We start from the raw sequence: 21,973 nt of genomic DNA, 5'->3' as shown, positions 1-21,973 counted from the left end.
TTTATTTTATTAAAATGATACGTTGATAGCGAATGTATATTGACTTGTTATAGGAAGTGAAACTCCTCCTGATCTGAAGAATTCTGGATCCTGCCCATTTAATTTTTTGTCAGAATAGATTAAAAGTGGATTGGTGCTAATTGCTTTTAAATTAAAAGTATTAAGTCCTAGTTTTTTCTTTAGATCTTTTGGAAATTCATAAGAGATTGATACGTTTTTCAATCGTACAAATGATCCATCAGCAACTCTTTCATCAGAGAAATTATAAGCATTATAAGCTCTTGTCAAATCTCTTGATTCAGCAGCATAATTTGCAATTAATCTTTTATCTGCAATAACGGGAATATTTGTAAATGCTTCGTCTCCTGGATTTATCCAACGGTTTGTAAATTCTTTTGTGAATACTGTTAAATCATCATATTGATCAGAATAGATAGGGTTTAAACGCACTTTGTTACCGCCAGCAGCAACTATGAATACATTTAAAGACCAGTTTTCATAAGTAAATGTATTTGATAAACCAGCTGACTTGTTTGGTTCGATTGAACCTTCATATTTCAAGTATTTTGTAACATTTTCTGAATCTTGAAAGTTAGCTCCAGCAATGTTATCTTCCTCACCGTCAGCCATAACAAACGTAGGTAATCCTTGATTGTTTAATCCTTTAAATTGGTAAGAGTACAATGCATTTCTAGGATGGCCTACTGTGTTCCCGCCTGTTCCATCAACAAGTCCTAATACACTTGGATTATTTTGTAATTTTACAATTTCTTGATTGTATACAGAGAAATTGAAAGTTGTTGACCATTTTAATTTTGTATTGTTGAGGTTTTTAGTTGTTAATGACAATTCAATACCTTTTGTTTCCATGTCAGCGTTGTTTCCTTGCTTGATTTTTTGTCCTCCAATACCTGAAGTTGTAACAAAATCAACTAAATCAAAAGCTTTACGGCTATAAACATCTGTGGTAAATTGAACGCGATTGTCAAATAAGCCTAAATCTAAACCAATGTTAGTTTCAAATTGTTTTTCCCATGTTAAATCACCATTTTGTAATTCATCGATATTTAAACCGGATTCTCTATCCCCTAAATTTAAACGATTAGTGATAAAACTTTTATAAATAGCTAATGAGTTAGTTGCTGGTCCAGCTGTAGCAGTCAAACCGTATGAACCTCTTAAACTTAGATTAGTGATAGTATTTGCATTTTTCATGAAGTCTTCCTCCATAATATTCCATTTACCACTTACTGTATAGGTAGGTAACCATCTAGATGAACCGCTTCTTCCTTGTCTATTAGATCCATCATAACGACCGGTAACTGATCCAGTATAACGACGATCATATGTATAACCAACTTTTCCAAAGAAACCAACAGTTCTTTCTCTTTCTTCATTAAATCCAAAATAGGATTCTCCACCATTAATTAATTTTTCTAAAAGGCGAGGGTCTGTAAAAGCAGTTAAACCTTTGTCATATTGTAAACCAAATGCAGTAAAGTTATCACTACTCCTGTCAACAGATCTTAATTCCTGACCAAATAATCCTTCTAATTCGTGCTTGTCTTGGAATGTGTTTTTATAGCTAAAACTATTTCTAATATTATAAGAAGTCAATTCATTAGAAAATTTTCTTAAAATACCACCATTTGGAAGTACAGCCACTTTTGGAGCGGTTAGGTTATCTGGATCTTGGTATAAAAAGATATTTTGATCTCTAACAATTGTAGTTTCTTGTGCATTATAAGCACCTACAATATTTGAGTTCTCTAATATGTTGTGTTCTCTTGTAGTATTTGCATAACGTGCATTAGCCGTAAGGTTGTACGTTAAATTAGGATTGATTTTATACGCTAAGTCAGCTTGAAAACGGATGTCCTTAACTTTGATTTCCATATAGTTATTTTCAAGCTCATTAAGAATGTTTATAGGAGCCCAGTTATTTCGGTAATATTCTAGGTTTCCATTATCATCATAAGGTCTTAAAGCTCTATTTGTATTTAATACATAATTAAATGGATTGATATCAAAATCTCTGGTTGTACTACCACTTACTCCATCTTTAAGACTGTCATAACTTCCAGGAGCTCCCTGATCTCTTATTGATGCTTGGGTTGAAAGTGTTAAATTAAGTTTGTCATTGATAAAGAAAGTATTCTTTATGTTAGAAGTAAGCTGGCTTACATTATCTGCCAAAGTCCATCCCGGATCTGAATAATAACCTAAAGAAGCATAAAATGTATTGTTTTTACCACCACCTGAAAAACTTAGAGAATGATTTTGAGTAATAGAAGGTCTAAATAAGGCTTTAAACCAATCGGTGTTTGCAAGTTCATATTTTCTTAAAAAAGTATTTCTACTCGGAGTATCGTTTTTTACACCAAATGTTCCTGAAGTTTGATCATAGGTGTTTATTGCATTTGCAAGAATATTGTATACTCCTCCATAACGACCTTGGGCAGTTGAAGGTAAATCAAGAAAACCTTTAGCTTCAATTTCTTTAAGAACACTCATGGTCTCCTGAGAATTCAAAATGTCGTACTGATTATATGTTGGGACGTTTCTTACAGTTTGTTCCAGTGAATAAGTAACACTTAATGGAGATTCTCTTCTACCTTGTTTAGTCGTAACTACAACTACACCATTCAAAGATCGCGAACCATAGATTGATGTAGCAGAAGCATCTTTCAAAATTTCAATACTCAAAACATCATTTGCATTCAATCCTGCTATTGATGAACTTAACAATGTCTCTGAATTTCCAGAAGCTAAATCAGCAAAAGAGAGGTTGACGATGTCTTCTTGAACAATACCATCAATTACCCATAAAGGTTTTGTATCACCAAAAATTGAAGAGGAACCACGTACAGTAATTTTAGGAGCTGCACCAAAAGATCCAGTAACATTTTGTACCGTCACACCAGCTGCTTTTCCTTCAATCATTCTACTGATATCAATGACTCCTTCTACTTTTAAATCTTTTTCAGATATTTTACTTATCGCACCGGTAAAAGTACGTTTTGAAGTTTTTTCATATCCTGTTGTAATAACAACTTCATTCAATTTTTGTCCAACTTCATTTAAAACAATAGTAAGTGGTGTATTTCCAGTAGTTACTTCTAAGGTCTCCATGCCAACGTAAGAAACAATTAATTTAGTTGCGTTTTGTGGCATATCGATAACGAAATTACCATCAAAATCGGTTAGAACAGCTATTTTGCTTCCTTTTACCATAACAGTAGCCCCAGGTAAAGGATTGCCTTTTTCATCAATTACTTTACCTCTAACAATTGTGGCTGCTAATAAACTTTCAAAAAGGGTAGTTTGATCCTCTGTTGCGGTAAATCCTTCAATTTGATTATTCTTTTTTTGTAATACAATTTGATTGCTTACTTCGGAAAAGGTAATGTTAAATGGTTTTAAAATTCGATTCAGTATACTTGATAATTTTTCATCAATGGCGTCGATACTTACTTTTTTATTTTGTTGAGTAATTCGAGAATTATATGAAAACTTAATATTCGATGACTTTTGAAGCATCGACAAAGCATCGTCTAAACTGATGTTAGTAACTTCAATGGTCACTTTTGTATCTAATTTCCTTTGTCCTTTCACGCTATTGGCTAACGTTACACTTGAAAATACAAGTGCTAAGACTAATTGAAATAAAGTTATTTTCATAATTCGAAAGAGTAATCGTTGTTTGACAACAGGTTTTTTCATAATTTTGGGTTGTTTTGATAAATATTATTTATGGGTATTTTAAGAAACAGTACAAAATGCACTTTTCAGAGTGTACTTTGCTTTATTCATGGCGTCGAAATTGTTACAGCATTTTCGGCGCTTTTTTTAATTGTATTTTTTTTACATAGGCAATTTCACATTAGTTGCAACCATCAGAGGTAATGATGATTTGGTTTCCATTCATTTCATAACTGGTTTCATTTCCAATACTCTTACAAATAATCTTTAATTTTTCAGGCAACGGTTGGTCATTTAAGGATGTTGTAAGATGGCAATTTTTTAATTTTTCTACCGGAAAATCAATTTTAATTAAATAAGCTTGCTCGATAGTTTTGAATATTTGGCTAATTGGAATATCTGTGAATTCAAAACTTAATTGTTCAATATTACCCTCGTTTTGTATCAAATTTTTGTCTAGTGTAATGTCTGTTATTTTATTGAAAATCATTTTTTTACGTATAAATCTAAGGGCCTGATTGGGAAGTAAAACAATTTCTTTTTCTTTAGAATCTTTAATTAATTGACTCGACTTAACTTTTACCTTACCTGTACGAACAATAACTTCAACATTTGGTTGATCATTATACGCTTTTATTCTAAAACTTGTACCCACGACCTTAGTAACGATTTCATTTGCATAAACTAAAAATGGTTTTTTTGGGTTTTTACTTATTTCAAAAAATCCTTCACCTGATAGGTATACTTTTCGTTCATTTCCAGTAAATATTTTTGGATAACTCAACTTGCTGTCAGGTTTTAATAAAACGGAACTACCGTCAGATAAAGTTATGATTTGCGCCTTATTTGAGTTGTTAGTTTGCTCCACAAGACCTTCCCGATTTTCATTAATGAGTTCGTTGTAGGTGATGATGTTACTTTCAGGAACATAAAGACTGTTGTAGAACCAAGTTGATAAAAGAGCAAAAAGTAAAACAGCAGCAGCTATATTTACGCTATACTTTTTCAAAAGTTTTACTACACGAATTGTAGGATCTTCTTGCTTTTCTTTTTTATCAATTTTTGCCCAAGTGCTTTGTAATGCAGTTTTAATAACGATTGGCGATAGCAATGTTTCATTTACTTTCATAGCTAATATCCATAACCTAGCTTCCTCAACTAATTTTGCGCGTTTAGGATTTTCTAAGGTCCATTCTTCCCAACCTTGTTGGTCGTTCTTGAATCGAATCCATCTTTGGAATGATTCATTGGCTAAAAAATCCTCTATTTCTGTATAATTGTTTCGTTCTAGCATCAAAAAAGTGTTACAGATACATAGAGGACGGTTTTGTTAATATATACTCACTAAATTATGATTTTTTTTTGAGTTTGTTTAAAAAAACTAAAAAAGACTTGATGATAGTAAGAAAATAAGCGAAAGGTCTCCCTTCCATTCTTTACGAAGATTCAATACAGCACGATATAACAAATTGTTTGCTGATTGATAATTGACTTGGAGCATATCGGCAATTTGTTCGACACTAAGGCCCTGATGATAGCGAAGATACAAGGCTTCTTTTTGCCGAGCAGGTAAATTATTTAATAGCTCATTGAGATGTGAAACTTTCTCTTTCGTTACTTCATCAGAAATTAGTTGATGCTCAACAGAGAAATCAAAGAGAAATTCAATCGAGTCTATTGAAGTAGTTTTGCGAAAAATATGGTCCCGCTCTTGTAAACGAGCGATTCGCTTGCGAATACTTGATAGTAGATATGCTTTTACCACAACCGTATCATTTAGCGACTGTCTGTAAACCCAAACATCCGTAAATACATCTTGCACACAATCTTGTACTTTTTCAGGAAAAGGAGACAACGAATTTCCATAACGTACCAAATGTCCGTAGTATTTTTCAAAAAGTAATGAAAAAGCCTTTTCGTCACCCTCTTTTAGATTCCTCCAAAGAACAATGTCATCAAGAGTATCGATATATAATGTTTGACTTTTCATAATTTAGTTAGGATAGTTTAATTCTTTTCCGTGCAAATTGGTTGAAACACAATTCAATTGAGATTTTTATTAAAATATTTTTGACAAGAGCTGTACGAGTTAGCAAAAAAAAAAATCAACATTCATCTGCGATAAATTGATGTTTAGAAAACTTTTTTCATTATCAGGGATGTTTAATTTAATAAACAGTCAAATTTTTTTTTAACATTTTACTTAATTTTAACTTCATTATTTCGGGATTCATTCTTTCCGCTATTCTCATTTGCAATATTTTTGAAGGTCTGTTGCCAATGTTATTAATGCCTTTTTTTGCTAATTAGATCAACTTTTTAAATACTCAAAAACCTCCCGTTCTTTTACCTTATTAACACTAATCTTGCTAAACTTCTAAACGGAATTTTTTTATGTCCTAATTAATTTTTTTGAAAGCTTAACTTTATGGTATAAAATTACTTAAACTCATATATTTTCAGAAGCAAAGAGAATGATTGTAGGATTAAATTCCTGTTTTTAATCTAATCTGAAGCAAATTTAAAATTGAATTGACGCCTTAATAATTTAATGTTTTATTAACAAACATAAGCAATTATATGTTAAAAATTATTCCTAATGGCTTAAAAACATAGAGAAATGCAACAATTTATGAATAGATGCATTTTTTATTCGGTAAAATAAATTTTTAGAAGTTTAATTACTGATTTAATAATAGAAGTTTTTAAGGACTTCATTTTAAATGCATAATAGGAAAAAATAGAGGTACAGATTGTTTTTCCCGACTATCAAGAATGATTGGTGGGATTCAATACTTAAACAAAATAGGAGTTTTTATTCGAATTTCCAGGCCTTTTGCTGTGCTGCACTCAGGAAAGTCCAAGCTACAATTCGGCTTGTTTTTTGGCCTTGAGCCATATCAATCGTTTTAATTTCGACTGCACTTACTTTGTTTAATGTTTTGTAAAGACTGGAAAGATTTTCCTTTTTAGAAACCAAAGTAGTGAACCATAAACACTGCATCGGATATTTTGCACTTTCGTAAATCATTTGGGTAACAAAACCTAATTCTCCGCCTTCACACCATAGTTCAGCATTATGACCACCAAAATTTAAAACAGGTTTAGTTACTTTGCTCGTGGCGCTTCGAGACTCTAAATTATTGATTTTTAGAACCGTACTTTTCGTAGCTTCATCTTGTGAGGCATGAAAAGGAGGATTGCAAATGGTAAACGTAAATTTATCTTCGGGAGTGATTATGTTTTTGAAAATAAAACGCGATTCTGTTTGCTGTTGTAAACTGATGGCATCAATCAGTTTTGGGTTTTCTTCAATGATGGCGCTACAGTTTTCAATTGCTTTTAAGTCAATATCAGTTCCTACAAAACTCCATCCGTAAGCTGAATTACCAATTATAGGATAAATACAATTCGCACCCACACCTATGTCTAAACCCTGAACGGCTTCCCCTTCAGGAATTATTCCGCTATTACCTGAGGCTAATAAATCAGCGATATAATGAATGTAATCCGCTCTTCCCGGAATCGGCGGGCAAAGATAATTTTTAGGAATATCCCAGTTTTGAATATCGTAATGTGCTAGTAACAACGCTTTGTTCAGAGACTTTACCGCATCGGGATTACTAAAATCAATGGTTTCTTCTAAAGCGTCGGGATTGTGCTTATTGGTAGAAATAAAAGGCTTTAATTCAGGAGATTTTTGAATTAGTTCCTCAAAATTATATCCAAATCTATCCAGATTTCTGGGATGTAAATTAGTCTTTTCGGTAATCGTTTTCGCTTTCATTTTCTTTATTTCGATGCAAATATAGTCATAACTATTTTGTAAAAGCGTTAAGAAGACTTTAAGCAATAAATAGATGGAAAATAAATCATAAAATTAGAACGTTGCGTTTTTTCCGAAACATAAAAACGGTTACTTTTATAAAAAATACTATCAGAATGACCTTTATGCCCGCTTCATTTCATTTCAAAAAGAGATACATAGTTTACAGTTTGATGTTTTTGTATATCGTAATTTGTCAATCTTGTATGACGATGCGTTTTTCAAATAAAGAAACAACAAAATTTTTTGGTGCATCTAAAACAGAATTTCAGGATAAAACAATTGCTTTTGAAGGCTATAAAATACATTATGTAGCAACGGGAAGTGTGCAAAACCCGACTTTGTTTTTTGTGCATGGCTCGCCTGGCAGTTGGAATGCCTTCAAAGAATATCTTCAGGATACTTTGTTGCTTAAAAAATACCGAATGGTTGCTATTGACCGACCGGGTTTTGGATTCAGTGATTTTGGGGATGCTCAAAATTTAAAGGTACAATCTCAAAGAATATCTGAGTTTATCAAAAAAATAGATAACAAAAAGCCGCTAATTTTGGTGGGACATTCCGTTGGAGGGCCAGTTGTAGCTCAGTTAGCTGTAGATAATCCGTCTTGGTACAAACGATTGGTGATACTGGCTGGTTCATTGGACCCAAAAGCTGAAAACCCAGAGAAATGGAGAACCGTTATCAAGGCATCGCCTCTGCGATATCTAATTCCTGGAGCATTACGGCCTTCTAATGATGAGTTGTGGTGGCTCAAACAAGATTTGATGGTCTTAGAGCCAGAGCTGAAAAAGATTACTTGTGATGTTACCATTATACACGGAACAAAAGATGCTTTGGTACCGTACAGTAATGTTGCCTTTATGCAAAAAAAGTTTACCAATGCTAAATCAATCGACACAATATCGATCAAAAAAGCGAATCATTTTATTCCTTGGAGTCATTATGAGATTGTGAGAAATGCTTTGTTGAATATACAATAAATGCTAATCTAGACATTCCATCATTAATAAATCACCTTCATCATGTTCTATTGTTACGATGCCGTCCTTGATGACATGATTGCTGCTTCCGGTTCTGTAACCAATGGTTAAACTGTCATCTTTCAACGGATAAAATAAATTATTCGAATGAATTCCAGTAACGTGACCGATAGGAATTAATGAAATAGGAGTATTTGCCGTGTACCATTTTTCGAATTTCTTAGGCAATAGAAAAACTTTCGAGTGATCGTCCAAAATGACAATTTTCAATAGATTTCTGTATCTCGTAATGTTCGTAAGATTGGTAATCGTATGATCGGCTCTTCGTCCGGTGGCCCAAACGACATTTACGGCAGGAATTTTTCTTTCGATTAAATAGTCAAAAGCCTTTTCTAAATCAGTTTTATTCTGGTCCGGTGTGTGAATAATTTCGATTGGGTACTGAGATGTTTTATAAATTTCAGGATCAAATCCTCGGTCAAAATCTCCTAAAAGCACATCGACTTTGATGTCTAATTCCATCACGCGAACCATAGCCGAATCTAATACGACAACAAGCGGTGACCATTCCAATAGCTGACCCAATAGTTCTGGATTGCAGGAAGCGCCATTGGCAATGATTAAAGCAGGTTCTTGGTCGTCGCGGACGATATGGTGTGAAGACATAATGAAGTATAAATTATAAGTTGTGACGTAAAAGTAAATAAAAGTTCTCGTTTTATCCCTCACGTACTAGCTCGGATGGCAATGAAAACCAAAACAGGTTGTAAACTTTAGTTTTCCGGCAGTAGAACAGCGACCAAAGAAAGCTCCTTATACGGACTGGAAAACTGTTTAGAACCTGTTTTAGTTGTAATGAACAGCTGGATTAGCTCCAAATTATTCAATAATGTAATTTCTAACATCGACTTCGCTTAGGGAGAAATAGCCTAATGGATAATTTGCTGAATCAGTGGTATTGATGATATTTCCTCTTACGGTTGCAGGCGGTGATTGAAACGGACCGCCGCCATTATTTCCTGCAATGCTTACTAAAACACTCATGTAATTGTAGTATGCTTTTGAAATTCCGTAGTGCGTTACCTCAATTTTATCGTCTTTTTTTAATTCGTCATTTTGAGAGATACTGAAGAATTCGTTTCCATTAAAAAACTCATCCTGGTCTACATAAAAGTTGGATTTTACCTGGTTTGAATACACATATTTGTAAAGATAATAATTGCTTTCTCCCGCCGGATCTTGGTAGAATGTCTTAATTTCAATGTCGGTTCCAGTAAAACCACCTTGATTGTTTTGAATAATTTTTGTGATTGGCGTCACGGGTTTCAAGGTTTCGGTTGCGGTGTAGGTATTGCCATTACTAATCACTGTGAGCGTATAGGTTTCGTTGATTACCGGTATAAAAGTAGTACATGTATATTCGCCAGTACTCGCAATTTCGGAAAAATTAAAAACTACATTAGCGCTATTTTTTATGGAAACTGTGGCTCCGGAAACTTTTGGGATTTCAGTGTTGTAAAAACCGGTTGTAGTGGTTAGTTTTATTCTCTGTTGATTTCCGGTCGTTCCTTTTTTCCAATTGATAGCTGCTTCAATAACCAGTTTTGGTGCTGCATTATCTAAATCTACTTCGATAACATCTTCACAACTTATTGAAAATATAGCGATGAAAAGTACCAGATATAGTGTTATTTTTTTCATGATTTTATATTTTATTTTATTCTCTTAATCGATGCTATCGTTAAAATTTAAAGTTATAACTCACTGCCGGAACTACACCAAAAATCGAAGTTTTTACAGCTTCATTGCTTCCGGTATCTGTATTTTGTCTGAAATTGATGGAAGCCGCATTTTTCCGATTGTATAAATTATAGATACTAAAAACCCATTCGCCTTTCCATTCCCTATTTTTGTTTTTTGTTGGAGTCAAAGTAGCGGCAATATCTAAGTGATGGTAAGACGGAAGACGATTTTCATTTCTCAATCCGTAACTGGGAACATTGATTCCTAAGTAGTCATATTGCCCAACAGGATACGTTACTGGCTGTCCAGTTTGCAGGGCAAAATTAGCTCCAAAAGACCATTTCTCATTCAAATTATACGATGTGGTTACAGCAACATTATGCAATTTGTCGTATACTGAATTATACCATTGACCATTGTTGATTCCAGTTTCTACTGAAGTTCTTCCCGGAGTTTGTTGCTCGGATTTTGATAATGTATAGGAAATCCAGCCGTTAAATTTTCCTTCGTTTTTTCGGAACATGATTTCTAAACCGTACGATCGTAATTGGCCGTTCAGGATTATTTGCTCGATGGCTTTATTGGCAATCAAATCAGCGCCGTCAATATAATCCAATCGGTTTTGTACTTCTTTATAATACGTTTCTACTTCAAGAGAATACATGTCATCGTTGAAGTTTTTAAAGTAACCCAAAGCAACCTGATCCGCAATTTGTGGTTTTATAAAACTATCACTTGGCGTCCAGACATCAAGCGGAGTAGGCGATGAGGTATTCGAAATTAATTGTAAATACTGCACCATTCTGTTATAACTCGCTTTTATAGACTGCTCGTCATTGATTTGGTAGGCCAAAGAAAAACGCGGTTCCAAATAATTATAGCTTTTCATGACTTTATTTCTGTCGTAAAATTTAGTGCCAATTGGAGTTGCTTTTTCATAAATCTGTAACGCGGAATTGAATGTTACAGGATTATTGTCAGCATAAATATTCACTGTGGATTGACCTAAACGGTAAAACATACTGTAACGAAGTCCATAAGAAAGCGCTATTCTATCGGAGATTTCGTGATCAGCGTTAATGTAAACTGCAGGTTCAAAAGCATATTTTTTATCCAATTGAGCAAAATTGATACCGGAGTTCTCATCAGATGGTTTGATGGTTCCCGGATTAAACTCGTAGTAAATTCCGTTTATCCCGTAATTTAATTTGAATTTATCCGAAATATAGTTCTTGAAATCGTATTTAATATTGTAGTTTCTAATGCCGGAATCCCATTTGAAACCTACAAAATCCAAATCTAAACCGTAATAATAATCGCTGTAAATAAGTGATAAATTCGAAAATAGCTTTTCAGAAAACAGGTGATTCCAACGCAAGTTTAAAGTCGCATTTCCATAAATATTGGTAAAACTTTTATTCAGACTGAAAACATCACGACCAAAATAACCCGATAAATAAAGACTGTTGTTAGTATCCAATTTATAACTCAACTTGGTATTCAAATCATAAAAATAAGCAGAGTTATTTTTTTGTTCTTCGGAAAGCTTCAGGAATAAATGTGCATACGAACTTCTACCGCCAATAAGGAACGATCCTTTGTCTTTTACCAATGGTCCTTCGGCCAAAATGCGGCTGGAAATCAATCCGATTCCTCCATTGACATGAAATCCTTTGCTATTTCCGTCCTTTTGATAAATGTCTAAAACAGAAGAAGCTCTTCCGCCGTAGCGAGCCGGAATTCCGCCTTTATATAATTTTAAATCTTTGATTGCATCCGGATTAAAAACAGAGAAAAATCCAAAAACATGCGAGGAATTAAAAATAGTCGCTTCGTCCAATAAAATTAAATTCTGATCCGCTCCGCCACCACGAACATTGAAACCGGAAGCGCCTTCGCCAGCATTAGTAACTCCGGGAAGTAATAAAATAGATTTTAAAACATCGACTTCACCCAGCACAACGGGCATTTTTTTGATAGCCGAAATGGAGAGTTTATTAACGCTCATTTCTGGTTTTTTGATATCAATTTTTGTTTTATTATCCGTAATGATAACTTCTTGCAAAGCGGTTTCATTGCTGTATAAATTAAAATTGTTTTTTATATTTTGGTTAAGAGATATTGATTCGGAAATAGTCAGATAACCCAAATAACTTATTTGAACCGTATAATTTCCTTTTGGTATCGTAATGGAGTAAAATCCGTATTCATTGGTGGTTACGCCAGTTTTTAACTCTGGAATCACGACGTTGACACCTATTAAAGTTTCATTGCTGTTGGCGTCAATAATAGTTCCGCTTAGTGTAAATTTCTCTTGCCCGAAAGAGGAGAGCGTGGACAGTAATACAACTAAAAAGGTAATAATTTTCTTTGGAGTCATTGTTTAAATTTTATCGAAATGAAAAAACGCAAAGTACACTAAATTGAATAGCAATTGTTATATAACAAGTGTTAAGGTATTGCTAATATAAAAAAAAGACAACCGTTTCGGGTTGTCTTTTAAATATATTTAATAACTTGATTAAGCGATTTTTGCCAATATAGTATTGAAAGTTTCGCTTGGACGCATTGCTTTGCTTGTTGCTTCAGGATTTGGTTGGTAATGTCCACCAATGTCTTGAGGTTTTCCTTGAGCTGCAATCAATTCGGCATTAATTTTCGCTTCGTTTGCTGCAAATTCTGCTGCAATAGGAGTAAAGATAGCTTTTAAAGCAGGCTCTTTATCTTGCGCTGCCAAAGCTTCCGCCCAGTACATTGCTAAGTAAAAATGAGAACCTCGGTTGTCAATTCCTCCTAGTTTACGCGCTGGAGATTTATCAGTTGCTAAGAATTTCTCCGTTGCAACATCAAGAGTTTCTGCTAAAACAATAGCTTTTGAATTGTTTAATGTTTGTCCTAAATGCTCCAATGAAGCACCTAAAGCCAAGAACTCACCAAGAGAATCCCAACGTAAATAACCTTCAGCCGTAAATTGCTCTACGTGTTTAGGAGCTGATCCACCTGCACCAGTTTCAAATAAACCACCGCCGTTCATTAATGGAACAATAGATAGCATTTTTGCTGATGTTCCCACTTCTAAAATTGGGAATAAGTCGGTTAAGTAATCACGTAATACGTTTCCTGTTACAGAAATAGTATCTAATCCTTTGATGATTCTTTCCAATGTGAAGTTTGTAGCTTCAATAGGATTCAAGATTTGGATATCTAAACCGGTTGTATCGTGATCTTTTAAATATTTAGTAACTTTTTCAATAAGTTCTCTATCGTGTGCTCTATTATTATCCAACCAGAAAATAGCAGGAGTATTAGATAAACGTGCTCTGTTTACAGCTAATTTAACCCAGTCTTGAATCGGAGCATCTTTTGCCTGACACATTCTGAAAATATCTTTGGCTTCAACAGCTTGTTCCATTAAAACATTTCCGTTTGTATCTACCACACGCACTACGCCGTCAGCAGTCATTTGGAATGTTTTGTCATGAGAACCATATTCTTCTGCTTTTTGAGCCATCAAACCTACATTAGGAACACTTCCCATGGTTGTTGGGTCAAAAGCACCATGTTTTTTACAAAAATCAATAGTTGCTGTATAAACACCTGCATAACATCTGTCCGGTATCATTGCTACAGTATCTTGTAGTTTACCTTCTTTATTGTACATCTGTCCTGAAGTACGGATCATTGCTGGCATAGAAGCATCTACAATCACATCCGAAGGAACATGAAGATTTGTAATTCCTTTTTCAGAATTTACCATGGCTAATGCCGGACCATTTTCAATTGCTTGGTTTAATGCCGCTTCTACTTCAGCTTGCATCGGATGTCCTGCAATTTTTGCATATACATCACCCAAACCATTTCTGGTGTCAACGTTCAATTCATTAAATAAGGCAGCGTATTTCTCGAAAACAGCTGCAAAATATACTTCTACAATTGCTCCAAAAATAATTGGATCTGAAACTTTCATCATTGTCGCTTTCAGGTGAACTGAAAGTAGTACGTTTAATTTTTTTGCTTCAGCAATTGTTTTGGCAACAAAAGCTTTTAAGGCGTTCAGATTCATTACTGAACTATCAATTATTTCGCCCACTTTTAGTGGAGTACTTGCTTTTAGAACGGTAGTTGAACCATCTTTAGCTACGAATTCGATTTTTACATCGGTTGCGTCAGCAACAGTAACTGATTTTTCACTTCCGTAAAAATCACCACTTTCCATAAAAGCTACGTGTGTTTTTGAGTCAGCAGACCAAGCTCCCATAGAGTGTGGGTTTGCTTTAGCGTAATTTTTTACTGCTTTTGGTGCTCTACGATCAGAATTTCCTTCACGTAAAACAGGATTCACTGCCGAACCTAATATTTTCGAGTATTTAGCTTTGATAGCCGTTTCCGCTTCGTTTTGTGGCTCTTCAGGGAAGTTTGGTAAATTATAGCCGTGAGATTGTAATTCAGCAATAGCAGATTTTAATTGAGGAACTGACGCCGATACATTTGGTAATTTTATGATATTAGCCTCTGGAGTTGTTGCTAAAGTTCCAAGTTCTAGTAAAGCATCTCCTGTTTTTTGATCTTCGGATAAGAACTCCGGGAAATTTGCTAAAATTCTTCCGGCTAAAGAAATGTCTCTAGTTTCAATTTCAATGTCAGAAGTTGATGTAAATGCTTGTACAATAGGTAAAAATGAATATGTTGCCAATAAAGGCGCCTCATCAGTAAGTGTGTAAAAAATTTTTGATTTCTGTGTCATTTTTTTATTTTTATAATCGAATCAAGTTAAATGTAGCTTACATAAGGTATTTCACTTAAAATAAGGCGGACAAATATATGAAAATCAGATGTAATAGAAGGTGGATTTTGCACAGAAAAATACGAATTTTAAGATTACTAACTTGTTATTCTTATATTGTTAGTTTTAGGGGTTCAATAATCCTAAATTATTAATTTATAAGGAAAATAGTAAACAAAAAAAAGTCCCAACACTGTTGGGACTTTTATAGTAAAGAGATATTTGACTATCTTCTTTTGTCTTTAATCTTAGCTTTTTTACCAGTAAGTTCTCTGAAGTAGAAAATTCTAGCTCTACGAACTGCGCCTTTTTTGTTGATTTCAATTTTTTGTAAAGCTGGCAAGTTTACTGGGAAGATACGCTCTACTCCAATAGCACCTGACATTTTACGAATTGTGAAAGTTTCTGTATTAGCAGAACCTCTTCTTTGAATAACAACTCCTTTAAAAAACTGTGTTCTAGTTTTTTCACCCTCTCTAATTTCGTAGTAAACGGTGATAGTATCTCCAGCTGCAAAAACTGGGAATTCTTTTCTTGTTACGAATTCGTCTTGAACGAATTTCATTAAATCTGCCATGATATTTTTTAATTATGGGTTGCATTAAATCAACATTCACGGATCTCGCCAGAGGTTAAACTAATGTGGGCGCAAAAGTAGATAAAAAAGTTTAAATTTTAAAGTATTTCTTGTTTAAAGTTTAGAAGTTCTTGAATACCAACTTTAAACTTTAAACAAACTTTTACTCCTCCAGCAAATCCGGTCTTCTATTCTTTGTGTGTTCGTAGGCCATATCCTCACGCCATTTGTCAATTTTGGCAAAATTCCCGCTGGTCAAAACCTCCGGAACTTTCCATCCGTTGTAATCCGCAGGGCGAGTGTAAATAGGTCCCGACAATAATCCATCCTGAAAACTATCTGTCAGTGCTGAGGTTTCGTCACTCAAAACTCCGGGAATCAATCGGATCAAGGCATCCGATAATACCAAAGCTCCTAACTCACCACCAGACAAAACATAATCACCAATAGAGATTTCTTTCGTGATAAAATGGTCGCGTACGCGTTGATCTACACCTTTATAATGTCCGCAAAGGATAATAATATTCTCATACATTGACATCGTATTCGCCATTTTCTGATTCAGGGTTTCCCCGTCTGGCGACATATAAATGATTTCGTCGTAGGTTCTTTCGCTTTTCAAATGCGTAATACAGGCATCAATAGGTTGTACCGTCATTACCATACCAGCACCACCGCCATAAGGATAATCATCCACACTTTTCTGTCTGTTGGTCGTATAGTCCCGCAGATTATGAAAATGAACTTCCACCAATCCTTTGTCAATAGCACGTTTCATAATCGAAGCCTCAAACGGACTTCGCAATAATTCTGGGAGAACGGTAACAATATCAATGCGCATAATTTCTTTTATAAGTTTCAATCCCGAGGATCCGGGAGCAAAGGTACAAAGATGCTGAGGTTTTCAAATAACCAAATACCCAATTCAACGATTAAACTTTTCTTCAGGAGCTATTTCCAGCTTTACACGCTATCTTTTCTTGCTTAAAGAAATCAAGAAAAGGATGTTGTTTCAATCTGGGCTAGGGTTTAGTTGAATTAAAACTTTTTACTTATTATATAGACTTTGCGAGATAGCACCACTAACAAAAACTGCTATGACTGATGTAGAGGTTTGTTTTATTTTAGTAAATCCTAAAGTATTCTAAATTGTATTGATTTACAACTTTTTATTTCTGAATTTTGATATTCAATGAAAGATGATGAAAAATAAAATTCGAGTTTTAGGAAGTATAACACTGCTCTCTGCAAGTCTGCTGATTATGAATTCCTGCAGCTCTATACCTAAGGGCGCTATGGTAATTCAAGATTTTGAAAAAGATAAATACTTAGGCAACTGGTACGAAATTGCACGGCTGGATTTTATTTTTGAAAAAAATTTGAACAATACAACAGCAGAATATTCATTAAACGAGAATGGAACCATAAAGGTGGTAAATAGAGGGTATAATTACATAAAGAACAAATATGTAGCATCAACAGGTAAAGTGAAGTTTGCAGGTGATTCAAAGGAAGGAAAATTAAAAGTTTCTTTTTTTGGACCATTTTATTCGGGATACAACATTATTGGACTTGATTCAGACTATAAATATGCTTTGGTTGCAGGGAAAAGTCTGAAGTATTTGTGGTTGCTTTCGCGGGATAAAACAATGCCACAAGAGGTAAAAGAAGTGTATTTAAAAACGGCGAAAGATCTTGGTTACAATACTTCCGAACTCATTTGGGTAAAACACGATTAGTTTCTACAAATAGAAGAGTATATTATTTAGAGTCTTTTTTTGCCAAAATGGCTCAGCACAATCACTAAATAATGGTCTTCAATTAAGTGAATCGATTTAATGAGAATTTTCAAATTGTCTAATTTAATTCGTAAATTTGCGCTTTAACAAAAATTAAAAAAAATGGAAAACGGAATATATGCTAAATTCAACACCACAAAAGGTGCTATTTTAGTAAAACTAACACACGATTTAACTCCAGGAACAGTTGGGAACTTCGTAGGATTAGCTGAAGGAAACTTAGAAAATAAAGTAAAACCACAAGGGGTTAAATTTTATGACGGATTAAAATTCCACAGAGTAATTCCTAACTTTATGATTCAAGGTGGTTGTCCGCAAGGAACTGGAACTGGAGATCCAGGATATAAATTTGATGATGAATTTCACCCAAGTTTGAAACACGATCGTCCGGGCGTTTTGGCAATGGCCAACTCAGGACCTGGAACCAACGGTTCTCAATTTTACATCACGCATATTCCAACGGATTGGTTGGATAACAAACATACTGTTTTTGGCCATGTTGTCGAAGGTCAGGATGTGGTAGATGCTGTAGAGCAAGGAGATGTTTTAGAGTCTTTGGAAATCATCAGAGAAGGAGAAGAAGCTAAAAACTGGAATGCAATTGAGGCTTTCATCACTTTTAAAGGATCTCGTAACAAACGTGATGCAGCTCTTAAAGTAGAAGTGGAAGCAGCTATGGAAAAATTAGCAGCCGGTTTTGAGAAAACAGAAAGTGGTTTGCGTTACCAATTTATCCAAAGAGGTGAAGGTAAAAAAGCAGAAAGCGGAAAAACAGTAGCTGTTCATTATGAAGGTTCATTAGAGAACGGTAAAGTTTTTGATTCATCGTATCCAAGAAAAAAACCAATCGAATTCAGATTGGGTCAAGGTCAGGTTATCGAAGGTTGGGATGAAGGAATTGCGTTGTTGCGAGTAGGTGACAAAGCACGTTTCGTGATTCCATCTGATTTAGGCTATGGATCTCGTGGTGCAGGAGGAGCAATTCCACCTAATGCTACTTTGATTTTTGATGTAGAATTAATGGAAGTAAAATAGTTTAAACTATTCACAGTACTTATAAAATTAAAAAACCCAAAACGTAAGTTTTGGGTTTTTTTATGCGTTACATTAAAATCATAAGTAATTGTAATACAATTGTCTGTTTGTTCTATGAATTTAAAAATTCAACTAAATCTTTGTTTAATTTATCTTTTTCAATGTAAAATAACCCGTGTGGTGCTCCTTCATAGACGATAAATTTATTATCCGGAATTAATTTCGCAGCAACTTCAGATGTAATTTCAATGGGAACTGTTTTGTCTTCATCCCCATGAATAATTAATGTAGGGACATTTACAGCTGCCATTTCTGAGCGAAAATCGGTTGTTGAAAATGATACGGCACATTCCAAAGTTGCACGAGGTGACGCAAAAGAACACAACATTCTATAATAATCCAATAAAGGAGTACTGATTGGCTTACTGATAAAACTCACGCCGAAAAATGTTTTTCCAAAATTATCCAGAAAACCAATTCGGTCGGCTTTAATTTGTTCCGCCATTCCGTCGTATTTCTCTTGTGGAACTCCGTTTGGATTTGAATCTGTTTGTAGTTGAAAAGGGGTTACTGATGCAATAAGAACCGCCTTTGAAATTCCTTTTCCACCATGACGACTGAAATAACGAACTACTTCTCCGCCACCCATCGAAAATCCAACTAGCGCTGCATCATCTAAATCTAAATGTTCAATAATGACTTTCAAATCGTCAGCCAAAGTATCGTAATCATAGCCATCCCAAGGTTGCGATGATTTCCCAAAACCTCGACGGTCATAGGTGATAACTCTGTAGTTATTCTGTATTAAAGCATCAATTTGGTATTCCCACATTTCATTCGATAATGGCCAACCATGAATAAGAATTACGGGTTTTCCTTGACCATAATCTTTCACGTATAATTTTACATTAGGCGCTGTCTCAATATACAAGTCTATACCAGAATTACTTTCTTTGCGCATTTTGCTGTCATTCATTTGACTCATTTCCATAATAGTTACTATTTAAAAGATGAATTTTAGTATTCGCCTCTTGTAAAATTATAACTATTTTACAAAAAAAGTTTTACAGAATTAGTTTAAATAGTTGTAACTTTCTTTGTTTTTGAAAATAAAAAAGGAAGGGTTTTTACTTAACGAAAAAAAAACACCTTCATAAAATGAGGTGTTTAAAAAAGTTTATAATTAGTCGTTTGCAGTATTAGTTACGGTAATTATTTTTAAATTTTTAATGCCGGCAGGCAATTGCCATTCCACTTCGTCATTTTCTTTAAATCCAATTATAGCTACGGATAAAGGAGCCAAAATAGAAACTTTTCCATCTTTTATATTGGATTGTGAAGGCATAACAATTTGAATATTCATTTGCTGTTTTGTCTTGATGTCTTTGACTGTTACATGAGAATTCATTCGAATAATTGACTCGTCGAGAACACCTTCTTTTTTGATGATTGCGCGATCTAATTCTTGTGTAAGCAAGGCAATCTGTCTAATATTTGTGCTGTCTTTTGCATTTTTTACTAATTTGCGAAGAATGTTATAATCGGTAATTGTTAAAACTGGAGTTGGTTTCATATCGATTTAATTTAAGTTTATTTTTTCGGTTTTAGCTTTATTTTTAAAATCATTAAAAAATAGTGATGTAAAACTTTCATTCGTTTTATGGTCAATTCTGCGGTAAAAAACATCTGGAGTAATCGCTTTTGGAGAATCAAATCCACATGCTCCAATGAATTCTGCAAAAGCTTTTAATGTGTTGTTGTGAAAATGGGTAACTCGCACACTTTTTTCGGTAATATCTAATCCTTTGTATAATGCTTTATCTTGGGTTGCAATACCTACAGGACATTTACCACTGTCGCATTGCAACGCTTGAATACAACCTAATGCAAACATCATTCCTCGTGCGCTGTAACATGCATCGGCACCAAGTGAAATCGCTTTGGCGATATCAAAACCAGTGATGATTTTCCCAGAAGCCATAATTTTAATTTGATCTCTAAGTTCAAATTGTTGCAAGGTTTTGGAAACAAAAATCAAAGCATCCGAAAGTGCCATTCCCATATAATCAATAAATTCTAAAGGTGCTGCTCCAGTTCCTCCCTCTGCTCCGTCAACGGTTATAAAATCAGGTACAATTCCTGTTTCTTTCATGGCTTTAATGATGTCAATAAATTCATCTTGGCGACCAATACAAATTTTGAATCCAACAGGTTTTCCCTTTGATAAATGTCTTAATTTCTTTAGAAAAAGCAATAATTCAGTACTATTTGAAAAAGCAGTGTGTCCCGCAGGAGAATGTACTGCAATGTGAGGCTGGATATTTCTAATGTTAGCAATTTCAGGCGTGTTTTTTTCACCGGGTAATAACCCTCCATGCCCGGGTTTTGCTCCTTGCGAGAGTTTCAACTCAATCATTTTGACTTGTGGAAAGTTGGCTTTTTCTGTAAATAATTCTTCCGAAAAAGTACCATCATCTTTTCTGCATCCAAAATATCCTGTTCCGATTTGCCAAATTAAATCACCGCCTTCTAAGTGAAAATCGCTGATTCCTCCTTCGCCTGTGTTATGCGCAAATCCACCTTTTTGAGCTCCAATATTCAAAGAAGAAATAGCAGTTTTGCTCAATGCGCCATAACTCATGGCGCTAATGTTATAAATACTGGCACTATACGGTTGCAAACACTGGCTGTTGCCTACTGTGGTCCTGAAAAATTGTTTGTCGGCTCTTTTTGGATAAATAGAATGCGCCGCCCATTCATAACCAATTCTGTTTGGATCATCCTGCATTCCGAAAGAGATAGTTTGCTTTACATTTTTGGCTCTTTGATAAACGATTGTGCGTTGTCTGCGATTAAATGGCTTTCCGTCTAATTCGCCTTCAAAGAAATATTGACGCATTTCCGGACGAAAAGATTCTAGGAAATACCTGAATCGCCCCACAATTGGGTAATTTTTTTTAACGGTATGCTTGGATTGAAAAGTATCTGAAATTAGTAAATAGACTAATAAAAGTGGAACAGCCAAAAATAAATAATCAAGATAATCGAAATAAATTAATACACTGCTGATTACTAGAAACGAAAGGGTAGACGCCCAAATAATTTGGTGCGCTGCTAATTTTTTTAAAAACATGTTTTTAAATTATATTGAATTTTAAAAAGAGAACTTTTAAAATTTCAGATTAAATAAATGGTGTAAAGAAAAACCTTCGTCTCGAAGTAGTAGTTTGTTGTTATATAGACGAAGGTCTAATCAACAAAGGCTTTTGAATGCGAAAACTTAGCACCAAGCACGAAAATCTCTTTAAAAAGAGAGGTGCAACTTGGTGTTGTATTTGGAAAGATTTTCATGAAAATTAAATTTCGCACTGCAAAAATACACTCATTTTTTTTAGTTCTAAGACGTTTAACGTGTATTTAACACGTCAGATTAGTTTAGGATTGCTTTCAATTAGTAAATATCTTCTTATAATGAGTAGTTTTTTATTTTGTAAAATGTAACTTTATAATTCGAAATTAAATCAA

16 protein-coding genes are annotated in these 21,973 nt (G+C 34.3%); 3 read left to right on the top strand and 13 right to left on the bottom strand.

Translation table 11 applies throughout. The features are described 5' to 3' along the window. Positions 1-9 precede the first annotated feature (9 nt). The 4 genes from G7A72_RS04925 to rlmF form a co-directional block, all read right to left on the bottom strand. Positions 10-3,723 carry a SusC/RagA family TonB-linked outer membrane protein gene (locus tag G7A72_RS04925; protein ID WP_165151661.1) on the bottom strand — a complete coding sequence of 1,238 codons (3,714 nt, stop codon included), beginning with the start codon at positions 3,721-3,723 and terminating at the stop codon, positions 10-12. A gap of 160 nt (positions 3,724-3,883) precedes the next feature. Further along, on the bottom strand, positions 3,884-4,996 hold the full coding sequence (locus G7A72_RS04920; RefSeq protein WP_165151660.1) for a FecR family protein: 1,113 nt from the start codon (positions 4,994-4,996) through the stop codon (positions 3,884-3,886). Between the two features lie 87 nt (positions 4,997-5,083). After that, complete coding sequence (locus G7A72_RS04915) at positions 5,084-5,692, bottom strand: RNA polymerase sigma factor (protein ID WP_113667069.1); 609 nt, start codon at positions 5,690-5,692, stop codon at positions 5,084-5,086. A gap of 825 nt (positions 5,693-6,517) precedes the next feature. Further along, a complete protein-coding gene (gene rlmF / locus G7A72_RS04910) occupies positions 6,518-7,489 on the bottom strand; it encodes a 23S rRNA (adenine(1618)-N(6))-methyltransferase RlmF (RefSeq protein ID WP_165151659.1) in 972 nt (323 codons plus the stop codon). Positions 7,490-7,644: 155 nt separating this feature from the next. Between rlmF and G7A72_RS04905 the strand changes: the two genes are divergently transcribed. Then, positions 7,645-8,511, top strand: coding sequence for an alpha/beta fold hydrolase (locus tag G7A72_RS04905; protein WP_165151658.1), 867 nt, complete (start codon positions 7,645-7,647; stop codon positions 8,509-8,511). A gap of 3 nt (positions 8,512-8,514) precedes the next feature. Here G7A72_RS04905 and G7A72_RS04900 read toward each other — a convergent pair whose 3' ends face one another. The 6 genes from G7A72_RS04900 to trmD all read right to left on the bottom strand — a co-directional run bounded on the left by G7A72_RS04900 (position 8,515) and on the right by trmD (position 16,455). After that, positions 8,515-9,177: a thiamine diphosphokinase gene (locus tag G7A72_RS04900; RefSeq protein WP_165151657.1), complete on the bottom strand. Its 663-nt coding sequence runs from the start codon at positions 9,175-9,177 to the stop codon at positions 8,515-8,517. Positions 9,178-9,390: 213 nt separating this feature from the next. After that, a complete protein-coding gene (locus tag G7A72_RS04895; protein ID WP_165151656.1) occupies positions 9,391-10,212 on the bottom strand; it encodes a DUF4249 domain-containing protein in 822 nt (273 codons plus the stop codon). Positions 10,213-10,252: 40 nt separating this feature from the next. After that, entirely contained in the window at positions 10,253-12,634 is a 2,382-nt protein-coding gene (locus G7A72_RS04890; RefSeq protein ID WP_165151655.1) for a TonB-dependent receptor, read from the bottom strand. 141 nt (positions 12,635-12,775) lie between these two features. Further along, positions 12,776-14,998 (bottom strand): NADP-dependent isocitrate dehydrogenase, encoded by a 2,223-nt coding sequence (locus G7A72_RS04885; RefSeq protein WP_165151654.1) that lies wholly within the window; start codon positions 14,996-14,998, stop codon positions 12,776-12,778. A gap of 265 nt (positions 14,999-15,263) precedes the next feature. Next, positions 15,264-15,614 (bottom strand): 50S ribosomal protein L19, encoded by a 351-nt coding sequence (rplS, locus tag G7A72_RS04880; protein ID WP_073354306.1) that lies wholly within the window; start codon positions 15,612-15,614, stop codon positions 15,264-15,266. A 163-nt stretch (positions 15,615-15,777) separates the two neighbouring features. Beyond that, the gene (gene trmD, locus G7A72_RS04875) at positions 15,778-16,455 is read right to left on the bottom strand and encodes a tRNA (guanosine(37)-N1)-methyltransferase TrmD (RefSeq protein WP_074723946.1); all 678 of its coding nucleotides are present in this window, start codon (positions 16,453-16,455) and stop codon (positions 15,778-15,780) included. A 361-nt stretch (positions 16,456-16,816) separates the two neighbouring features. Here trmD and G7A72_RS04870 point away from each other — a divergent pair, with 361 nt between their 5' ends. Further along, the gene (locus G7A72_RS04870; RefSeq protein ID WP_165153639.1) at positions 16,817-17,353 is read left to right on the top strand and encodes a lipocalin family protein; all 537 of its coding nucleotides are present in this window, start codon (positions 16,817-16,819) and stop codon (positions 17,351-17,353) included. Positions 17,354-17,515: 162 nt separating this feature from the next. Next, the gene (locus G7A72_RS04865; RefSeq protein ID WP_165151653.1) at positions 17,516-18,448 is read left to right on the top strand and encodes a peptidylprolyl isomerase; all 933 of its coding nucleotides are present in this window, start codon (positions 17,516-17,518) and stop codon (positions 18,446-18,448) included. 112 nt (positions 18,449-18,560) lie between these two features. Here G7A72_RS04865 and G7A72_RS04860 read toward each other — a convergent pair whose 3' ends face one another. From G7A72_RS04860 to G7A72_RS04850, 3 genes are all read right to left on the bottom strand, one after another. After that, the gene (locus G7A72_RS04860) at positions 18,561-19,439 is read right to left on the bottom strand and encodes an alpha/beta fold hydrolase (protein WP_206531535.1); all 879 of its coding nucleotides are present in this window, start codon (positions 19,437-19,439) and stop codon (positions 18,561-18,563) included. Positions 19,440-19,631: 192 nt separating this feature from the next. Further along, positions 19,632-20,021, bottom strand: a complete 390-nt coding sequence (locus tag G7A72_RS04855) for a GreA/GreB family elongation factor (RefSeq protein ID WP_165151651.1) — start codon at positions 20,019-20,021, stop codon at positions 19,632-19,634. A gap of 6 nt (positions 20,022-20,027) precedes the next feature. Further along, positions 20,028-21,581 (bottom strand): FMN-binding glutamate synthase family protein, encoded by a 1,554-nt coding sequence (locus tag G7A72_RS04850; protein ID WP_165151649.1) that lies wholly within the window; start codon positions 21,579-21,581, stop codon positions 20,028-20,030. Positions 21,582-21,973 lie beyond the last annotated feature (392 nt).

Source organism: Flavobacterium sp. Sr18, from assembly GCF_011064265.1.
GTDB classification, from domain to species: Bacteria; Bacteroidota; Bacteroidia; order Flavobacteriales; family Flavobacteriaceae; genus Flavobacterium; species Flavobacterium petrolei.
This window is presented reverse-complemented; position numbering and strand designations above follow the sequence as displayed.